This is a genomic window from Acidovorax sp. M2(2025), assembly GCF_049330835.1.
Lineage (GTDB): Bacteria > Pseudomonadota > Gammaproteobacteria > Burkholderiales > Burkholderiaceae_C > Acidovorax.
The window spans coordinates 2,570,918-2,588,862 of record NZ_CP186262.1; the positions used below are offsets into that span (position 1 = coordinate 2,570,918).

Consider the following 17,945-nt stretch of genomic DNA (forward strand, 5'->3'; position numbering starts at 1 on the left):
CCAGCGGCGAGCGCGTGGGCGCCGTCAGCGGGCTGGGGATGCCGGCGCGGCCTGCGGCACCGGCGGTTCTGCAGGCCGCGGTGCGGCCTGCGTGCCCCGCAGCCGGGCCAGCAGGTCCGCCGTTGGGTAGCCGTCGGCGGGGAGCCCCTCGCTTTGTTGGTAACGGCGCAGGCCGGCGCGTGTGGCCGGGCCCGGCACGCCATCGGGAGCTCCGGTGTCGAACCCGCGGGCGTTCAACGCGGCTTGCAGCTCCTTGACCTGTTCGGTCGAGAGTGCCGGGAGATCCCGCGGCCAGGCGCCCAGGATGGGCGCGCCGCCATCGATCTGCTGCGCCAGCTGGGCCACGCCCAGCGCGTAGGTCACGGCGTTGTTGTAGCGCAGCAGGGTGCGGAAGTTGTGCCCCACCAGAAACGCCGGTCCGCGGGCGCCGGCGGGCGTCAGGATGGAGGCGCCGTCCAGTGCCGGCAAGGCGTCGCTGCCGACGGGCTGTACCCCTTGCGCCGCCCATTGCCCGGTGCTTTGCCGCACCGTGAGCTCGGACCGCGCGTAGTCGAAATCGGCGGGCAGCCGGACCTCGGTGCCCCAGGTCTCGCCCTTGCGCCAGCCTTCGCCTGCCAGAAAGGCCGCGGTCGATGCGGCCACGTCGGGCACGCTGCCCCAGATGTCGCGGTGCCCGTCGCCATCGCCGTCCACCGCGTGCCGCAGGAAGACCGAGGGCAGAAACTGCGTGTGGCCCATGGCCCCAGCCCACGAGCCCATCATCCGGTCGGCGGGGATGTCGCCCTGGTCAATGATGCGCAGCGCGGCCAGCAGCTCGCTCTGCGCCCAGGCGCGGCGACGGCCTTCGTAGGCCAGCGTGGCCAGCGCGTCCACGGTGCGGAAGGAGCCAAAGTTTTGTCCGTAGTTGCTCTCCATGCCCCAGATGGCGGTAAGGATCGCTGCCGGCACGCCGTAGCGGTCTGACGCCGCCTGCAACGTGGCCGCATGTTCGGCCAGCTTGGCGCGGCCCTGCGCCACCCGCTGCGGCGAGACGGCGCTGTCCAGATAGGCCCAGGGGGTGCGCGTGAACTCGGGCTGGGCACGGTCCAGCTCCACCACGCGGGGCTGCCACTGGGCGCGGCCGAGCACGCCGTACACGGTGTCCGGGCGGATGCCCGCCTGCAGCGCCTGGGCCCGGAATGCCTCCTTCCAGCGGTCAAAGCCTTGCCGGTGCGCCGCGGTCTGCGGCGGCTCGGTGAGGCCCGCAGTCGGTGGCAAGGTGGTGGCCGGGCGTTCGGGCTGGGGCGCTGGCGCGGCTGGAGCAGCCGGGGCGGGGGGCCGCGCGGCAGGCGCAACGGTGGAAGACGGCGCGGCGCAGCCGGCCAGGGCCAGCGCGGCGGCCCAAGGGAGGATGCGGCGGCGGAATGCGGCCGAGGTCAGGGCAGGGGGACAAAGCATGCCCGATTGTCCCGCGCCGACGCGCTGGCGCCGGAGCGCAGGTGTATCACGGCGTGAATGGCCCGCCGCTGGCGCGTGGTTACTCCTTTTTTGATAGCTGCTTGCGCTTGTCATGCAAGCGCTGGAGGCCAATATTGCTTCAAATGGGGTACCATTTGGCCGCTTGGTTCTGCCCGGCCGGCCTGGCCGGGCTTTTCATTGTTTGCCCATGCCTGCCCACACTTTCCTCTGGCACGACTACGAGACCTTTGGCGCCAACCCGCGCCGCGACCGGCCTGCGCAGTTTGCCGCCATCCGCACGGATGCCGAGCTCAACGAGATCGGCGAGCCGCTGATGCTTTATTGCCAGCCCGCCAACGACTATCTGCCCGACCCGCAGTCCTGCCTCATCACCGGCATCACGCCCCAGCAGTGCCTGGAGCAAGGCGTGCCCGAGCACGCGTTCGCGGCGCGCATCGAGGCGGAGTTTGCCCAGCCCGGCACCATCGGCGTGGGCTACAACACCATCCGCTTTGACGACGAGATCACGCGCTTTCTGTTCTGGCGCAACCTCATCGACCCCTATGCGCGCGAGTGGCAGAACCAATGTGGCCGTTGGGACCTGCTGGATGTGGTGCGCATGACCTATGCGCTGCGGCCCGACGGCATCCAGTGGCCGAAGAAGGAGGACGGCGCGGCCAGCTTCAAGCTGGAGCACCTGTCCAAGGCCAACGGCCTGCTGCACGAGGCCGCGCACGATGCGCTGTCGGACGTGCGCGCCACCATTGCGCTGGCCCGGCTGATCCGCCAGCTCCACCCCAAGCTGTTCGACTTTGCGCTGTCGCTGCACAAGAAGGACCGTGTGGCCGCCGAGCTGCGCCTGCCGGCCACGGCCGCCAGTGCGCGCGCGTTCCTCCACGTCTCGGGCATGTTCCCGGCCGAGCGGGGCTGCCTGGCCGTGATGTGGCCGCTGGCCAGCCACCCCACCAACAAGAACGAACTCATCGCCTGGGACCTGGCCCAGGACCCCGCGCCGCTGGCGGCGATGGGCGTGGAGGAAATCCGCCTGCGCATGTTCACCCGGGCGGACGCGCTGCCCGAGGGCACCACGCGCCTGCCCATCAAGACCATTCACCTCAACAAGTCGCCCATGGTGGTGGGCAATGTGAACACGCTCACGCCCGCCCTGGCGCAGCGCTGGGGCATTGACCTGGCGCAGGCGGCGCAACACGCCGAAGTGGCGCGCGCGCTGCCCGACATGAGCGGCATCTGGCCGGCGGTGTTTGCCCGCCCGCAAGAGCCCGCGCCGGATGTGGACCAGGACCTGTACGGCGGGTTTGTGGGCAACAACGACCGGCGCCTGCTGAACGACCTGCGTACCCTGAGCGGCGACAAGCTGGCCAGGGCGCGTGCGAACTTTGACGACCCGCGCCTGGCTGAGCTGCTGTGGCGCTACCGGGCGCGGAACTTCCCGGCCACGCTGTCTCCCGAGGAGCGGGAGCGCTGGGAGGCGCACCGCGCCGCCTGCCTTTTCGACGGGCAGGGCGGGGCGCGCACGGTGGAGCAGCTCTTTACCGAAATCGACACCCTCTCGGAGACCGCCGACGACGAGCGCACGCAGGACATTCTGGGCGCCTTGTACGATTACGCCGAACACATTGCACCGGAACGGTAGCCCCCTGAGGGGCTGCGCGCCTTCGCCCGGAGGGGGACGCACCCGGTGGCCTGGCAAGGCCAGTTCCACGGGTGCATTGGCATCAGGGCGCGCCAGTAGTGATCGCCTCGTAAGAACCTGTTCAAGATCTTTTCGGGGTCGCACAATGACCTTGCACCTCATCCCGATTGCACTCCAATGCGATCCCCGAAAAGATTTTGAACAGGTTCTAAGTAGCCCCGCAGAAACAGCGCAGATTTTTATGACGACACCGCAGAACCCCAGCTTCACCACCCAGATCGTTCACGCCGACCGCCGGGGTGGCGCCGAGCAGGGCGCCATCCACCAGCCCGTGCACACCTCGGTGCAGTACGGCTACGACAAGGTCGAGGACCTGATCGCCGTGTTCCAGGGCACCGCCAAGGGCGGCTTCAATTACGCGCGCCAGGGCACGCCGACCACGGCGGCGCTCGAGTCCATGGTCACGCAGATGGAAAACGGCCGGGGCACCATCGCCTTTGCCACCGGCATGGCGGGCATTTGCGCCATCTTCCTCACGCTGCTCAAGGCGGGCGACCACCTGGTGGCCAGCCAGTTCGTGTTCGGCAACACCAACAGCGTGTTCGGCACGCTGGCCGACCTGGGCATTGAAGTGACCCTGGTGGACGTGACCAACGCCGCCAACGTGGCCGCCGCGCTGCGCCCCACCACGCGCATGGTGTTTGTGGAAACCATCGCCAACCCTGGCACGCAGATCCCCGACCTGCAGGGCATCGGGGCGGTGTGCCAGGAGCACGGTTTGCTCTACGTGGTGGACAACACCGTGGCGTCGCCGTACCTGTTCCAGGCCGAGAGCGTGGGCGCCGGCCTGGTGCTGAACTCGCTGACCAAGAGCATCGGCGGGCAGGGCGCTGCGCTGGGCGGTGCCGTCACCGATACCGGCCGCTACGACTGGAGCCGCTACCCGAACATCTTTGCCGCCTACCGCAAGGGCGACCCCAAGGGCTGGGGCCTGCAGCAGCTGCGCAAGAAGGGGTTGCGCGACATGGGGGCGACCTTGTCGTCCCAGGCGGCGCACCAGCTGGCGCTGGGCGCCGAGACCCTGGCGCTGCGCATGGACCGCACCAGCGCCACGGCGCTGGCCCTGGCGCAATGGCTGGAACAGCACCCGGCCGTTGCGCGCGTGCTCTACCCCATGCTGCCGTCGCACCCGCAGCACGCATTCGCGCAAAAGCACCTGAAGGCGGGCTCCTGGCTGCTGTCGTTTGAACTGCGCGATCCCGGCCAGTGCCTGGCGGTGTGCAACCGGCTGCAGCTGCCCATCAAGGCGACGGGGCTGGCGGACACCCGCACCCTCATCATCCCAGTGGCGCACACCATTTTCTGGGAGGCCGGCCCGCAGGTGCGTGCCGCGATGGGCATCGCCGACGGGATGATCCGCCTGTCGGTCGGGCTGGAAGAAACGCAAGATCTGCTCGCCGACTTCGCGCAGGCCCTGCAGGGCGCCTGAGCGCCGGCGACACCCCGCAAGAGCCCGGCCATGGCCACAGCCACCTCCGCACCGCCCGCCAGCATTGGCAAATACCGCATCGAGCGGGAGCTGGGGCGGGGCGCCAGCGGCATCGTGTACCTGGGCCTGGACGGCTTCCGGGGGCGCAAGGTGGCCATCAAGCAGACCCACGCCCACCTGCTGCGCGAGCCGCAACAGGCCCAGCGCTACCGCAAGCTGCTGCGCAACGAGGCGGCCCTGTCCGGGCGCCTGCGCCATCCCAACATCGTGCGGCTGCTGGACGCCGACGAAGAAGCCCTGCCGCCCTATCTGGTGCTGGAGTACGTGGACGGGCGGCCGCTCTCGGCCTTCTCAACCCCCGACACCCTGCTGCCCGTGCCGCAGGTGCTGGACATCGCGTTCAAGTGCTGCAACGCCCTGGAATACGCCTGCCGCGAAGGCTTGGTGCACCGGGATATCAAGCCGGCCAACCTGATGCTGACGCAGGCGAGCGAGCTCAAGCTGACCGACTTCGGCGCGGCGCTGTCGCTGCGCAGCGATGCCACCCAGCTCTCGGGGCTGGTGGGGTCGCCCTCGTACATGTCGCCCGAGCAGGTGCGCGAGCAGGACCTCACCCACCACAGCGACATGTTCTCGCTGGGCGTGGTGGTGTACGAACTGCTCACGGGCCGGCGCCCGTTCGAGGGCGATACCGACTTTGCCACGCTGTACAAGATCAGCCACGACGCCCCCACGCCTCCCAGCCTGCTGCGCGCCTCGCTGCCCGAAGCGGTGGACGCCGTGCTGCTGCGGGCGCTGGCCAAGCAGCCCGAAGAGCGATTTGCCACCTGGGACGAGTTTGCCCAGGCGCTGCTGTCGGTGCACCGCGGCCTGCCGCGCCAGAAGTCGCAGGACACCGAAGCCGAACGCTTTGCCCGCCTGCGGGCGCTGCCGTTCTTTGCCGACTTCCACGACGTTGCGCTGTGGGAGCTGATGCGCCTGGGCCATTGGCGCCGGCTGGAGCAAGGCACCGTGCTGATGCGGGAGAACACGCCCGGCGACTCGTTCTGCATCCTGATCGAAGGGCAGGTCGCCGTCAGCCGCCAGGGCTGGCACCTCAGCACCCTGGGGCCTGGCGTCACGCTGGGCGAGATGACCTATCTGCGGCCCGAAGACCGCAGGCGCACGGCCACCGCCGTGGCCGAGACCGAGGTGCTGGTGCTCAAGGTGCGCAACCCGGCACTGCGGGGCGCATCGGAAGACCTGCAGTCGCGCTTTGACAAGGCCTTCATCAAGCTCCTGGTGGGCCGGCTCATTGCCACCAATGAGCAAGTGGCCGAGTGGGAGCAGGGGCTGAGCGCCCCCGAGTGAGGCGGGCGGGCGAACCGCCTACGAAGTCTGGCGCCCGCCGCGCAAGACTCTGCGGCGGGACGCACGGGCACCTGCAGCGCCCAGCACCAGGGACAGGACCGCCAGACCGGCCCCACCCAGCGCCGGGATACCCACCGCCGCCGGGGCGCCCGTGGGCGCCCCGGTAACGCTCAGCAGCACCGTGCCGGGCTCGAGTGCCCAGGTCGCGCCGCCGTCGGTGGAGCCATAGGTCGTTCCGGGGCCTCCCGCCCAGGCCCAGCGGTAGTTGCTGCCGGGGCTGCCCGGGCCCAGGTTGGGCACCGTGCCATGGGCCACCACCCAGACATGGCCGCCCGCGGGCGCTGGGTGGGTGCCAGTGAACCGCACCGGCCCCAGCCCGGCCGTGGGCACGGGGTCCAGCGGGGCAAAGGTCGTGCAAGACGCGCCGGGCGCGCTGCCGCCCGCGCCGTCATCGCACACCCGCACGACCAGGCCGCCGGTAGAGCCCGCGTCGTTCAATAGCAGCGTTAGCCCGGTGACGGAGACCGCCGGCGCGCCGGCGGCAATTCGCACGCCCAGGTGCTGGCCAAAGTCCACGGCGCTGTAAAAGCCCGAATCGGCAAGCCCCAGGTTGTCAAACACCGTGGCGGCCGCAGCGCTGGTGGCGGCGGCACCGGCGCACAACGCCAGCAGAATCTGTGAAACGGCGAGCGGCGTGCTGCGACGTACCGCGCTGCGGGGCAAGGAGGGGCGAAGAAGGTGCATGGCGTGCAGTCAAGTCAAGGGAAAGGCCGGTGGTAGCCGAAAGGACCCGTCAAGGGAACCGCCCGGCGCAGGACCGTTGCCGCGATGGGCGGGATGCCGGGCAGCGTAGGCCCTGGGCAACGCTGCGGCTTGCCTGGGCGTTGCGCCGCTCCTTGACCAAGCGTTTCGCGCCTGTGCCTGGAGGAGGCAGCGGGCGGCCGCCAGGACTTTGCAGGTGGCGCGAAAGTTTGCTATTGAAAGAGGAGCTGCTGGCACTTATCCAGCAAGGTCTGAGGTCGAAATTGACTGAAAATGACGTCCTGTCGGCGCGGCCCGGCCTTCATCCGAAGAAGTGGTAGCACACCGCGATGGCAGCCACCACGCCCGCCAGCTCCGCCAGGAGCGCGCAGCCGATGGCGTGCCGGGCGCGCTGGATGCCCACCGCGCCAAAGTACACGGCCAGCACGTAGAAGGTGGTCTCCGTGCTGCCCTGCACGGTGGCCGCGGCCAGGGCGGCGAAGCTGTCCACGCCCTGGGATTGCATGGTCTCGATCAGCATGGCGCGGGCCGCGCTCCCTGAAAACGGCTTGACCAGCGCGGTCGGCAGCGCATCCACAAATCGTGCGTCGATGCCCCCGGCCTCCACGCACCAGCGGATGCCGTCCAGCACGTAGCCCAGCGCCCCCGACGCGCGGAACACGCCCACGGCGCAGAGCATGGCCACCAGGTAGGGCAGCAGGCCCTTGGCCACGTCAAAGCCCTCGCGGGCGCCGTCGATGAAGGCCTCGTACACCGGCACCTTGCGCCAGGCCCCGACGGCGACGAACAGCACCACCAGCGCAAACAGCGTGAGGTTGCCCAGGAGCGAGGACAGCGAGGCCAGGGCTGCGGCGCTGAGGGTGGAGAGCAGGGCCATGAAGGCCCCCAGCAGCAGGGCCAGGGGCAGCAGGTAGGCCAGCACCACCGGCCGCCACAGCGGCAGGCGCTGCACCACGGCCACGCTGAGCAGCCCCACCAGCGTGGACGCCGAGGTGGCCAGCAGGATGGGCAGGAACACCAGCGTAGGGTCGGCCGCACCCTGCTGCAGGCGGTACATGAAGATGGTGACCGGCAGCAGCGTGAGCGACGAGGCGTTGAGCACCAGGAACAGGATCTGCGCATTGGTGGCGGTGCCGGGCTCGGGGTTCAGCTCCTGCAGCGCCCGCATGGCCTTCAGGCCGATGGGGGTGGCCGCGTTGTCCAGGCCCAGGGCGTTGGCGGCAAAGTTCATCGTCATCAGGCCCAGGGCCGGGTGGCCGTTGGGCACGCCCGGCATCAGGTGGCGAAACAGCGGGGCCAGCCAGCGGGCCAGGGCGTCCACGATGCCGGCCCGCTCGGCAATGCGCAGGAAGCCCAGCCACAGCGTAAGCGTGCCAAAAAGCAGCACCATCACCTCCACCGACAGCTTCGCCATCTGGAACAGCGCCTGCACCATGGCGGCAAAGATCTCGCCATGGCCGCCTGCCAGCCACTGGGCCAGGGCAGCCACCGCCGCGGTAAGGAAGAAACCAAGCCAGAGGGTGTTGAGCATGCAGGGCGCTAGTGGCGGGGGCGGCGGATCGGAGACATGGCAGGTTCCAAGATTACACGCTCGCCAGGCGGCGCCCGCAAAGCCGGACCGCTCCGCCAGCACCCGGCCCGGGCTCTGGGGGCCACGAGTAAACTATAGGGTTTTGCCGCGTGGGCCGACCCGCGGCACAACTCTCTCCCCATCCCACACGAAAAGGTAACCCCATGGGCGCGCAGTGGAAAGCAAAAGGCAAGGCCCTGGTGGCCGATGCCAAGGGCAAGCTGTTTGGCAAGCTGGTCAAGGAAATCACCGTGGCCGCACGCGGCGGTGCCGATCCGGCCAGCAACGCACGCCTGCGCCTGGTGGTGGAGCAGGCCCGCAAGGCCTCCATGCCAAAGGACACGCTGGAGCGCGCCATCAAGAAGGGCTCCGGCACCGGTGCCGACGCCGTGAACTACGAGCGCGTGATCTACGAAGGCTTTGCGCCGCACCAGGTGGCGGTGATGGTCGAGTGCCTGACCGACAACGTGAACCGCACCGCGCCCGAGATGCGGGTGCTCTTCCGCAAGGGGCAGCTGGGCACCTCGGGCTCGGTGGCATGGGACTTCAACCACGTCGGCATGATCGAAGCCGAGCCGGCCACGCCGGGCGCCGACCCGGAACTGGCCGCCATCGAGGCCGGCGCGCAGGATTTCGAGGCCGGGGACGAAGAGGGAACCACCATGTTCTGGACCGACCCGACCGACCTGGACCTGGTCAGCCGCGCACTGCCGGCCCAGGGTTTCACGGTGCTCACGGCCAAGCTGGGCTACAAGCCCAAGAACCCCGTGAACCCCGCCAACCTGACGGCCGAGCAGCTGGAAGAGGTGGAGAGTTTCCTGGCCGCCATCGACGCCAACGACGACGTGCAGAACGTCTTTGTGAGTCTGGCCGGCTGATAAAGACAGATCACCGATAGGGCTGGCAATACAGCCAGGCCGCCGCGCGCGGCCGCTCTTGTTTTTTGGGGCGGTGCGCCCCATCTCCGCTGTCGGCGCCGACGCGCCGGCGGCCCCGCAAGGCCTTCCCGCCGCGGGGCCTGAGCCTTCCAACGACCCGTTCGCTATTCCCGCATGACGACTGCAGACCACTACGCCGCGCTGGGCGTGCCGGCCAACGCCACGCTGGCGGACATCAAGAAGGCGTTCCGGCAAAAGGCCGCCTTCTACCACCCGGACCGCAACGCGGCGGCCGATGCCGCGCAGCGCTTCCAGGCCGTGCAAAAGGCCTACGAGGTGCTGTCGGACGACGCCGCCCGCCAGGCCTATGACGACAACCGCCGCCGCAACCTGCTGGACGACCCGCTGCAGACCGCCCAGGAGATCTGGCAGGCCTACAGCGCGCGCATTCTTTCCCATCCTTCTGCCCTGTGAAACTTTCTCCTTATTTTTATGACCTGCGCTCTGCCTACCAGGCAGAGCTGGACGACCTGGTGTCCGACTCCGAGGGCAAGGACGTCCTGCGCAAGCGCCTGGCCGAAAAGCGTGCCGAGATGGGCTTTCTGGTGCAGATGATGGACCTGGCCCCCGAGATGGTGGCGGTGGCCTTCCACCAGGCCTTCCGCTTTGTGCAGGCCGACGCCGTGGAGCGCCTGCTGGCCCAGGGCCGCGACGAGCTGCCCGACTGGCACAGCCTGGGCCACGCCGTGGCGCTGGAGCCCTGGGCGCAGGGCCTGGCCCAGACCGTGCTGCGCGAGCCCCAGGGCGCGCGGTTTCTGGCGGTGGCCGCCGGCCTGGAATACCTGCAACAGCACGCCCGCCTAGCGCCCGCCGCCGCAATGCACGACGACGCGCAGGCCGATGAAGACGGCGCAGACACCGCCGAGCACGACGACGACTACAGCGCCCTGAGCGCCGACGACGCGGTGGACCCGCACAACAGCCGTACGCGCGAAGAGGCCAGCGCCAACTGGCTGGCCGATGTGGGCTTTGAGCGCAAGGAATGACCCCATGAGCAGTAGCAGCAACCAACACCTGGCCCTTATCACCAAGACCACCAGCCTGATCGCCGCCGGCGACATCGTGGGCGCCGAGGCGGCCCTGGCCGACCTGGCCGATGCCGAAGGCGACAACGCCCTGATGGTGGTGCTGGACCAGCTCGCGCCCAAGGACATCCTGGCCGTGATGCGCGAGTACGACGACTCCAAGGCGTCTGTCGTCAACCTGCTCGTCACGCCCGAGCAGTTTGCGCGCGCCATGGTGCTGGAAAAGCAGTACAAGGACCTCACCCACACCCACCTGCGCAACATGGTGAACGCGGTGATCTTCCGCGACGGCGCCGATCCGGTGGAGTTCCTCACCGCGATCGGCGACCTGGAGGGCGGCGCCGAGGCCCTGGCCAACTACTTTGCCGAAAAGTGGAGCCGCATCGAGGCGTTCGCGCGCACCGGCACCTTTGACGCCACCGAGGACTACGGCCCCACGCTCAGCGACGACGAACTGCTGGCCTCGGGCTACGTGCAGCCCCGCGTGGACCTGGACGAGGTGGCCGACGGCGACTGGATGCAGATGGCCTGGCTGCTGCGCTACGAGTGCCGCGACCTGTTCATTGAAATGCTGCTGGTGCTGCGCGCCAAGGCGCGTGCCTTTGACCTGGGCCTGGAAGAGGGCGACGAGACCCCCGCCGAGGAAGACGACGGCAAGTTCGAGACCAGCGAAACCGACCGGGGCAAGGCCACGCCCGCGGCGCGCACGTCGGACGAAGAGTCTGCGATCTAGAGAACCTCCCCCTGTGGCGCTGCGCGCCTTCGGCAATGCCGTTCGGAAAGGGGGACACCGCCAGCGCGGCGGGGCGGCCCTTGCGCAGCGGTCCTGGCTCGGGCCGCGCCCGTTGCAGGGGCCGTGAGGAACGCCGAGTGTGTGATGGATACCCTATGACCCTGCCTGATACGCCTTCTCCCGATACTTCCCCTGCGGCGGCTGCCAGCGCCCTGCAGCTCCACGACGCCCGCCCATTCTTTGAAAAGGCGCTGGTCTACGGCGTGCAGCACGGCATCCTGGGTGCGGAGCGGCTGGCCGCCATCCATGCCGATGCGCCCAAGGGCATGGTGCAGATTGCGCGCTACTTCGGCACCGAGTTCTTGCGGCCCGAGCTGGAGAAGGCGCGGGACCGCATGGTCAATCTCATCAGCCTGTACCTGCTGGAGACCACGGGCGGCGACCTGGCCCAGGCGGCCGTGTCGTTGCGCGACCACTCGTTGCTGTCGCGCTCCAAGGGCGGGTCGGACATGCTGCGGCGGCTGATTGCCCTGCCCGAGAGCAGCAATTTCGGCATGGCCGGCTATGCCGATGCGGAGACGGCGCTGCTGGCCGCGTGGTCGCTGCGCAGCCATGCCGAGTACCGCGCGGAATGGGCGCGCCGCAGCGAGATTGCCCAGGCCCTGCGCGCCGCCGAGTGGCTGGCCGAGCAGTACGACCTGGACACGGACGAGCTGGAGGCGGCCGGGGCCGACGCCGAAGCCGTGATCCGCACGGCCCTGCTGATGCAGGCGATTGCGCCGGGCGCCCTGGCCGAGGGCGATTGGCCCAGCGCGGCGGCCCTGGACCGGCGCGTGACCGCGCTGCGTAAGAAGGCGCGCGCCGCTGCGGCCAAGCCGCTGGTTCCCACGCTCCCGAACGGCCTGCCCGCCGAACTGCGCAGCGTGGTGCAGGCCCACAGGGAAGCCGTGCAGGCCGACCTGCCGCGCCTGCTGGACCCCAAGGTGGCCTTGCGCACGCTGCTGCGGCCGCTGGGCGCCTTTCGCGCGCGCTACTTTCTGCTGGACGACCCGCTGGCCGAGGTGGACCAGCTGCACCGCAGCCTGGACGCGCTCGATGAAACCGACGAGCCCCCGCAGCCTGCCAGCAAGACCTGGATGCGGGCGGTGGACGGGCACGACGACGAGCCGTCGCTGCTCACCCTGTTCCTGTGTCTGGCCGCGGGCGTGCCCAAGAAGACGCTGCTCACCGAAAAGGCCGCTGCCAGCCTGGTGCGCAAGGCGCGCAAATCCGGCCTGCAGCCCGAACTGGCGGCCGACTTCATCCGCAGCCATGCCCCCGGCGTGCACCAGCCGGACTACCTGGCGCTGTGGAACGGTTTTGTGCAGGACGCGCAGGCCACGCTGCTGAGCGACCGCGACTACCAGATGCACGATGCCCTGGCGCTGCTGCGCCGGGAATGCAACGTGCAGGGCTGACCGGCGCCGCCGCTCTGCGACCCGGGGGGCGTTGCCGCCGCGGCGTTTCGCGGCGCGGGCGCAACAGGCGCCCCGTCGGCAGCGCGTTGGCTGGGTTAACATGCTTGCCCGCCTTGTCCCGCCGCGCCCCCGACGTCCCGCGCGCGCCCCTGCTGAAGACCCTGCTTTTCCGGCGTACGCGTTGTGCACAGTCCCACCCTGATCATCCTGGCGGCGATGCTGTCGATGCTCATCACCGCGCTGTTGTTCGCGGTGTGGTATTTCAATCGCCAGATTCCAGGTTTGCGCCTGTGGGTGCTGGCGTTTCTCAGCAGCTCGGTGTTCAGCACCTGCCTGCTGGTGCGCGACGGGCTGCCCGAACCGCTGTCGGTGGCTGTGGCGCAGATCAGCATCAGCCTGACCGGCTACCTGTGCTGGATGGGAAGCCGCGTCTACATGGGCCGCAAGCCGCTGCGGCACGGGTGGGCGGTACTGGCGGTGGGGCTGCTGACGGCGGTCGCGCTGTACTTCACCATGGTCCGGCCGCACACCGGGGTGCGGTTCGTGCTGGCGGGCCTGATGTCGGGCGTGTGCTTCGTGCTGACGGCGCGGACCCTTGCGCATGGCGGCTTCCGCCAGGTGCCTGCGCGCTACCTGTTCTCCGCCATGGTGGGGGCCCACGGGCTGTTCGTGCTGCTGCGGCCCCTGGCGTTCGCCCTGGCGGTGCCGCGGAACGCGGGCGATGGGGCGCTGGTGGCGGCCCTGTCCCATATCGTGGTGCTGGAGTCCAACGCGGCGCTGGTGCTGATCGGCTTTGGCGCGCTGATGCTGACCAACGAGTTCATCACCAGCGAACTGCGCCACCTGGCCGAGGTGGACCCGCTGACCAATGTGTTCAACCGCCGGGCCTTTCTGACCCTGCTGGACAAGGCCTTGAGCGGCGCCCAGCGGGCGCAGAGCGGACTGGCGGTGCTGGTGCTGGACCTGGACCATTTCAAGAACATCAACGACACCTGGGGCCACCAGGGCGGGGACGACGCCCTGTGCCACTTCGTGCAGGTGGCTCAGCGCTGCCTGCGCAACGAAGACGTGATGGGCCGCCTGGGGGGCGAGGAGTTCAGCATCTTCCTGCCCAACGCCGACAGCGCAGGGGGCGCCGCCGTGGCCGAGCGTCTGCGGTCCCTGCTGGAAAGCACCCCGGTGCCGGTGGGGGGCGGCGCCTGCGCAGCCTTGACGGTGAGCATCGGCGTGGCGCTGGCCGGCCCGGCCGACGCGCCGGACGCCGTGCTGCAGCGCGCAGACGAGGCCATGTACCAGGCCAAGCAGCGGGGGCGCAACCGGGTCGAAGTGCAGCCCGCGCCCAGCCCGGCGCCACTGTCCGGCCCCGTGGCGGCCGGGGGGCGCGTGGCGCCGCTGGTCCTGGGGTGAGGTGCTATTGAAAGCATAGCTGCTTGCGCTTGTTCAGCAAGCGCTGCAGGCTGTTTTGCCTACTAAAACGCAGAGAGCGGCCGCCGCTGGCAGGGCCGGCTGCCCGCCATCCCAAGCCCGCGCGTGCAAGAAAAAGCCTGATGCCGGGCCAAAGTTGACACAAGTCAAGCGAGCGTGCCTTGCCGCTTGGGGCAGTGCGGGCGCGAAGCTACCATGCCTGGCGTCCTCTTGAACGGTTCGCAGGCCGATTTTTGGGGACCGACACAGGGAGCACCATGGGCATTCAAACTATCAGCAGCCGAGCGCAGATCATTGCCGTGGTGGCGGTGGTGCTGGCGGGCGCAGCGCTTGCATGGCGGCTGGCGCCCTGGCGCGATGCAGGGCCGGGGCCGGGCTTTGTCAGCGGCAACGGCCGCATCGAGGCCACCGAGGTGGCCGTGGCGGCCAAGCTGGCCGGGCGGGTGCAGGAGATCCTGGTGGGCGAGGGCGATTTCGTGCAGGCCGGCCAGCCCGTGGCCCGCATGCAGATCGACAGCCTGCAGGCCCAGCGCGCCGAAGCCGTGGCGCGGCTGCAGCAGGCCCAGGCGGCCATCGACAGCGCCCGCGTGCAGGTGGCCCAGCGCGAAAGCGACCACCAGGCCGCGCTGGCCGTGGTGGCCCAGCGCGAGAGCGACCTGGATACCGCCCAGCGGCGCCTGCCGCGCTCGGAAAAGCTGGCGCGCGAGGGCTTCTTCTCCAGCCAGCTGCTGGACGACGACCGCGCCAAGGTGCACAGCCTGCAGGCGGCATTGACGGCCGCGCGCTCGCAGGCCAAGGCCGCGCAGGCCGGCATTGGCGCCGCCCGCGCCCAGGTGACCAGTGCGGAGGCCAATGTGCGCGCGCTGGAGGCCACGCTGGCGCGCATCGACGTGGAGCTGGCCGACAGCGAGCTCAAGGCACCGCGCGACGGGCGCGTGCAGTTCCGCGTGGTGCAGCCGGGCGAGGTGGTGGGCGCCGGGGCGCGCGTGCTGCAGCTGGCCGACCTGACCGATGTGTACATGACCTTCTTCCTGCCCGAGACCGTGGCGGGCCGCGTGGCGCTGGGCAGCGAAGTGCGCATCGTGCTGGACGCCGCGCCGGACTTCGTGATCCCCGCGGCCGTGTCGTTTGTGGCCAGCACCGCGCAGTTCACGCCCAAGACGGTCGAGACGGCCAGCGAGCGGCAAAAGCTGATGTTCCGTGTGCGGGCGCAGATTCCCAAGGAGCTGCTGCAGCGCCACCGCGAGCAGGTCAAGACCGGCCTGCCTGGCGTGGCCTGGCTGCGCATGGATTCCAGCGTGCCCTGGCCGCCGCAACTGGCGGTGAAGGAAAGCCTGCGGACCGCTGCCCCCCAGGCCGCACAGTGACCCCACCGGTTGTCACCCTTGCCGGCGTCAGCCAGCGCTACGGCGCCACCGTGGCGCTGGCGGCTGTGGACCTGCAGGTGCCTGCCGCCTGCATGGTGGGCCTGATCGGGCCGGACGGCGTGGGCAAGTCCAGCCTGCTGGCGCTGGTGGCCGGCGCGCGGGCAGTGCAGCAGGGGCGGGTGACGGTGCTGGGCGGCGACATGGCCGATGGCCGCCACCGCGACGCGGTGTGCCCGCGCATCGCCTACATGCCCCAGGGCCTGGGCAAGAACCTGTACCCCACGCTGTCGGTGGAAGAGAACCTGCAGTTCTTCGGCCGCCTGTTCGGCCACGGCGCGGCGGAGCGCCGGCGCCGCATTGACGACCTTACGCGCAGCACGGGGCTGCACCCGTTTTTGGCGCGGCCCGCGGGCAAGCTCTCGGGCGGCATGAAGCAAAAGCTGGCCCTGTGCTGCGCGCTCATCCACGACCCGGACCTGCTCATCCTGGACGAGCCCACCACGGGCGTGGACCCACTGGCCCGGGCCCAGTTCTGGGACTTGATCGCCCGCATCCGCGCCGGCCGCCCGGGCATGAGCGTGCTGGTGGCCACCGCCTACATGGAGGAAGCCCAGCGCTTTGACTGGCTGGTGGCCATGGACGAAGGCCGCATCCTGGCCACGGGCACGCCCGCCGAGCTGGTGCAGCGCGCCGGCCATGCCAGCCTGGAGGCCGCCTTCGTGGCCCTGCTGCCCGAGGCCAAGCGGCGCGGCCACCAGCCGGTGGTCATCACGCCGCTGCAGGCGGACGCGGCCGCCGAGATCGCCATCGAGGCCCAGGGCCTGACCATGCAGTTTGGCGACTTCGTGGCGGTGGACCACGTGAGCTTCCGCATCCAGCGCGGCGAGATCTTTGGCTTCCTGGGCAGCAACGGCTGCGGCAAGTCCACCACCATGAAGATGCTCACCGGCCTGCTGCCGGCCACCGACGGGCAGGCCTGGCTGTTCGGCCAGCCGGTGGACCCCAAGGACATGGCCACGCGGCGCCGCGTGGGCTACATGTCGCAGGCGTTCTCGCTGTACAGCGAATTGTCGGTGGAGCAGAACCTGGTGCTGCACGCCCGCCTGTTCCACGTGCCCGAGGCCGAGGTGCCCCGGCGCGTGCAGGCCATGCTGGAGCGCTTTGGCCTGCAGGGCGCGCGCGGCACGCTGCCCATGCAGCTGCCGCTGGGCATGCGCCAGCGCCTGTCGCTGGCCGTGGCCATGGTGCACGAGCCGGAGCTCTTGATCCTGGACGAGCCCACCTCGGGCGTGGACCCGATTGCGCGCGACCACTTCTGGCGGCTGATGGTGGAGCTGGCGCGGCGCGACAAGGTGACCATCTTCATCTCCACCCACTTCATGAACGAGGCCGAGCGCTGCGACCGCATCTCGCTCATGCACGCGGGCCGGGTGCTGGCCAGCGCGGCCCCGGCCGACATCGTGGCCCAGCGCGGCGCCGCCACGCTGGAAGAGGCCTTCATCGGCCACCTGGTGGACGCCGGCGGCGGCTCGGCCGGGCAGGCCCCGGCAGAGCCCGCGCCCGCGGTGCCGGTGGGCGCGGCCCTGGCGCGCCCGACCTGGGCGCAGCGCCTGCGCCAGAGCCTGGCGCGCATCCACAGCACCCAGTGGCGCGAGGCACTGGAGCTGCGGCGCGACCCGGTGCGCGGCGCGCTGGCGCTGCTGGGCTCTCTGATCCTGATGTTCGTGATGGGCTACGGCATCAGCATGGACGTGGAAAAGCTGCGCTTTGCCGTGCTGGACCGCGACCAGTCCGCCGCCAGCCGCGCCTACACCCTGAACCTGGCGGGCTCGCGCTACTTTGTGGAGCGCCCCCTCATCGCCAGCTACGCGGAGCTGGACCAGCGCATGCGCTCGGGCGAGATCGCGCTGGCGCTTGAGATCCCGCCCGGCTTTGCGCGCGACCTGGAGCGCGGCCAGGCCGTGCAGATCGGCGCCTGGGTGGACGGCGCCATGCCCCAGCGCGCCGAGACGGCCATGGGCTACGCCCTGGGCATGCACCAGGACTGGCTGGCCCAGGCCGTCCAGAGCCGCACGGGCGTGGCACCCCGAAGCCTGGTGGAGGTGGAAACCCGCTACCGCTACAACCCCGACGTGCGCAGCCTGCCGGCCATGGTGCCCGCCGTGATTCCGCTGCTGCTGCTCATGCTGCCCGCGATGCTCACCGCGCTGGCCGTGGTGCGCGAGAAGGAGCTGGGCTCCATCATCAACCTGTACGTCACGCCCACCACCCGCACCGAGTTCATGCTGGGCAAGCAGATGCCCTATGTGCTGCTGGCGCTGTTCAACTTCGTGCTCATGTGCCTGGCCGCCGTGACGGTGTTTGGCGTGCCCATGACGGGCAGCTTTGGCGCACTGGCGCTGGCGGCGCTGGTCTTCAGCCTGTGCTCCACGGGCATGGGGCTGCTGGCGTCCACCGTCACGCGCAGCCAGATCGCGGCCATGTTCTTTGCCATGGTGGGCACGCTCATCCCGGCGGTGCAGTTCGCGGGCCTGATCAACCCCGTCTCGGCCATGACGGGCTTTGCCCGCTGGGTGGGCGAGGTCTACCCGGCCAGCCACATGTTCACCATCAGCCGGGGCGTGTTCAACAAGGCCCTCACGCTGCAAGACCTGCAGGCCGAGTTCTGGCCCATGCTGGTGGCGGCGCCGGTCATCATCGGCGCCGCAATCGCTTTGTTGAAAAAGCAGGAGTCCTGA

At 69.9% G+C, this 17,945-nt stretch carries 14 protein-coding genes; 11 read left to right on the forward strand and 3 right to left on the reverse strand.

What is annotated here, in order from left to right; translation table 11 throughout:
- Positions 1–24 precede the first annotated feature (24 nt).
- The gene (locus tag ACOYR3_RS12020; RefSeq protein WP_422842617.1) at positions 25–1,437 is read right to left on the reverse strand and encodes a lytic murein transglycosylase; all 1,413 of its coding nucleotides are present in this window, start codon (positions 1,435–1,437) and stop codon (positions 25–27) included.
- A gap of 208 nt (positions 1,438–1,645) precedes the next feature.
- Between ACOYR3_RS12020 and sbcB the strand changes: the two genes are divergently transcribed.
- The 3 genes from sbcB (at position 1,646) to ACOYR3_RS12035 (ending at position 5,930) form a co-directional block, all read left to right on the forward strand.
- Positions 1,646–3,091, forward strand: a complete 1,446-nt coding sequence (gene sbcB, locus ACOYR3_RS12025) for an exodeoxyribonuclease I (RefSeq protein WP_422842618.1) — start codon at positions 1,646–1,648, stop codon at positions 3,089–3,091.
- Between the two features lie 241 nt (positions 3,092–3,332).
- On the forward strand, positions 3,333–4,580 hold the full coding sequence (locus tag ACOYR3_RS12030) for a cystathionine gamma-synthase family protein (protein ID WP_422842619.1): 1,248 nt from the start codon (positions 3,333–3,335) through the stop codon (positions 4,578–4,580).
- A gap of 30 nt (positions 4,581–4,610) precedes the next feature.
- A complete protein-coding gene (locus tag ACOYR3_RS12035; RefSeq protein ID WP_422842620.1) occupies positions 4,611–5,930 on the forward strand; it encodes a protein kinase domain-containing protein in 1,320 nt (439 codons plus the stop codon).
- An 18-nt stretch (positions 5,931–5,948) separates the two neighbouring features.
- Here ACOYR3_RS12035 and ACOYR3_RS12040 read toward each other — a convergent pair whose 3' ends face one another.
- Both ACOYR3_RS12040 and ACOYR3_RS12045 read right to left on the reverse strand, forming a co-directional pair.
- Positions 5,949–6,674 (reverse strand): hypothetical protein, encoded by a 726-nt coding sequence (locus ACOYR3_RS12040; RefSeq protein WP_422842621.1) that lies wholly within the window; start codon positions 6,672–6,674, stop codon positions 5,949–5,951.
- A 319-nt stretch (positions 6,675–6,993) separates the two neighbouring features.
- On the reverse strand, positions 6,994–8,223 hold the full coding sequence (locus tag ACOYR3_RS12045; RefSeq protein ID WP_422842622.1) for a nucleoside recognition domain-containing protein: 1,230 nt from the start codon (positions 8,221–8,223) through the stop codon (positions 6,994–6,996).
- Between the two features lie 203 nt (positions 8,224–8,426).
- Between ACOYR3_RS12045 and ACOYR3_RS12050 the strand changes: the two genes are divergently transcribed.
- The 8 genes from ACOYR3_RS12050 to rbbA all read left to right on the forward strand — a co-directional run bounded on the left by ACOYR3_RS12050 (position 8,427) and on the right by rbbA (position 17,945).
- The gene (locus ACOYR3_RS12050) at positions 8,427–9,140 is read left to right on the forward strand and encodes a YebC/PmpR family DNA-binding transcriptional regulator (protein WP_422842623.1); all 714 of its coding nucleotides are present in this window, start codon (positions 8,427–8,429) and stop codon (positions 9,138–9,140) included.
- A 174-nt stretch (positions 9,141–9,314) separates the two neighbouring features.
- On the forward strand, positions 9,315–9,614 hold the full coding sequence (locus ACOYR3_RS12055; protein ID WP_422842624.1) for a DnaJ domain-containing protein: 300 nt from the start codon (positions 9,315–9,317) through the stop codon (positions 9,612–9,614).
- Complete coding sequence (locus ACOYR3_RS12060) at positions 9,611–10,186, forward strand: hypothetical protein (RefSeq protein ID WP_422842625.1); 576 nt, start codon at positions 9,611–9,613, stop codon at positions 10,184–10,186. Before ACOYR3_RS12055 ends, ACOYR3_RS12060 begins: the two co-directional genes overlap by 4 nt.
- 4 nt (positions 10,187–10,190) lie before the next feature.
- Positions 10,191–10,958: a hypothetical protein gene (locus ACOYR3_RS12065; RefSeq protein ID WP_422842626.1), complete on the forward strand. Its 768-nt coding sequence runs from the start codon at positions 10,191–10,193 to the stop codon at positions 10,956–10,958.
- A 155-nt stretch (positions 10,959–11,113) separates the two neighbouring features.
- Positions 11,114–12,415: a hypothetical protein gene (locus ACOYR3_RS12070; RefSeq protein WP_422842627.1), complete on the forward strand. Its 1,302-nt coding sequence runs from the start codon at positions 11,114–11,116 to the stop codon at positions 12,413–12,415.
- Between the two features lie 183 nt (positions 12,416–12,598).
- Entirely contained in the window at positions 12,599–13,822 is a 1,224-nt protein-coding gene (locus ACOYR3_RS12075) for a GGDEF domain-containing protein (protein WP_422842628.1), read from the forward strand.
- A gap of 275 nt (positions 13,823–14,097) precedes the next feature.
- Positions 14,098–15,207, forward strand: a complete 1,110-nt coding sequence (locus ACOYR3_RS12080) for an HlyD family secretion protein (RefSeq protein ID WP_422842629.1) — start codon at positions 14,098–14,100, stop codon at positions 15,205–15,207.
- Positions 15,204–17,945 (forward strand): ribosome-associated ATPase/putative transporter RbbA, encoded by a 2,742-nt coding sequence (gene rbbA / locus ACOYR3_RS12085; protein ID WP_422842630.1) that lies wholly within the window; start codon positions 15,204–15,206, stop codon positions 17,943–17,945. The genes ACOYR3_RS12080 and rbbA overlap by 4 nt, the downstream gene beginning before the upstream one ends.

Coding starts and splice junctions, on each gene's coding strand:
- sbcB (WP_422842618.1), top strand. CDS start 1,646: ATGCCTGCCCACACTTTCCTCTGGCACGACTACGAGACCTTTGGCGCC.
- ACOYR3_RS12050 (WP_422842623.1), top strand. CDS start 8,427: ATGGGCGCGCAGTGGAAAGCAAAAGGCAAGGCCCTGGTGGCCGATGCC.
- ACOYR3_RS12030 (WP_422842619.1), top strand. CDS start 3,333: ATGACGACACCGCAGAACCCCAGCTTCACCACCCAGATCGTTCACGCC.
- ACOYR3_RS12065 (WP_422842626.1), top strand. CDS start 10,191: ATGAGCAGTAGCAGCAACCAACACCTGGCCCTTATCACCAAGACCACC.
- ACOYR3_RS12045 (WP_422842622.1), bottom strand. CDS start 8,223: ATGCTCAACACCCTCTGGCTTGGTTTCTTCCTTACCGCGGCGGTGGCT.
- ACOYR3_RS12040 (WP_422842621.1), bottom strand. CDS start 6,674: ATGCACCTTCTTCGCCCCTCCTTGCCCCGCAGCGCGGTACGTCGCAGC.
- ACOYR3_RS12080 (WP_422842629.1), top strand. CDS start 14,098: ATGGGCATTCAAACTATCAGCAGCCGAGCGCAGATCATTGCCGTGGTG.
- ACOYR3_RS12055 (WP_422842624.1), top strand. CDS start 9,315: ATGACGACTGCAGACCACTACGCCGCGCTGGGCGTGCCGGCCAACGCC.
- ACOYR3_RS12020 (WP_422842617.1), bottom strand. CDS start 1,437: ATGCTTTGTCCCCCTGCCCTGACCTCGGCCGCATTCCGCCGCCGCATC.
- ACOYR3_RS12035 (WP_422842620.1), top strand. CDS start 4,611: ATGGCCACAGCCACCTCCGCACCGCCCGCCAGCATTGGCAAATACCGC.
- ACOYR3_RS12070 (WP_422842627.1), top strand. CDS start 11,114: ATGACCCTGCCTGATACGCCTTCTCCCGATACTTCCCCTGCGGCGGCT.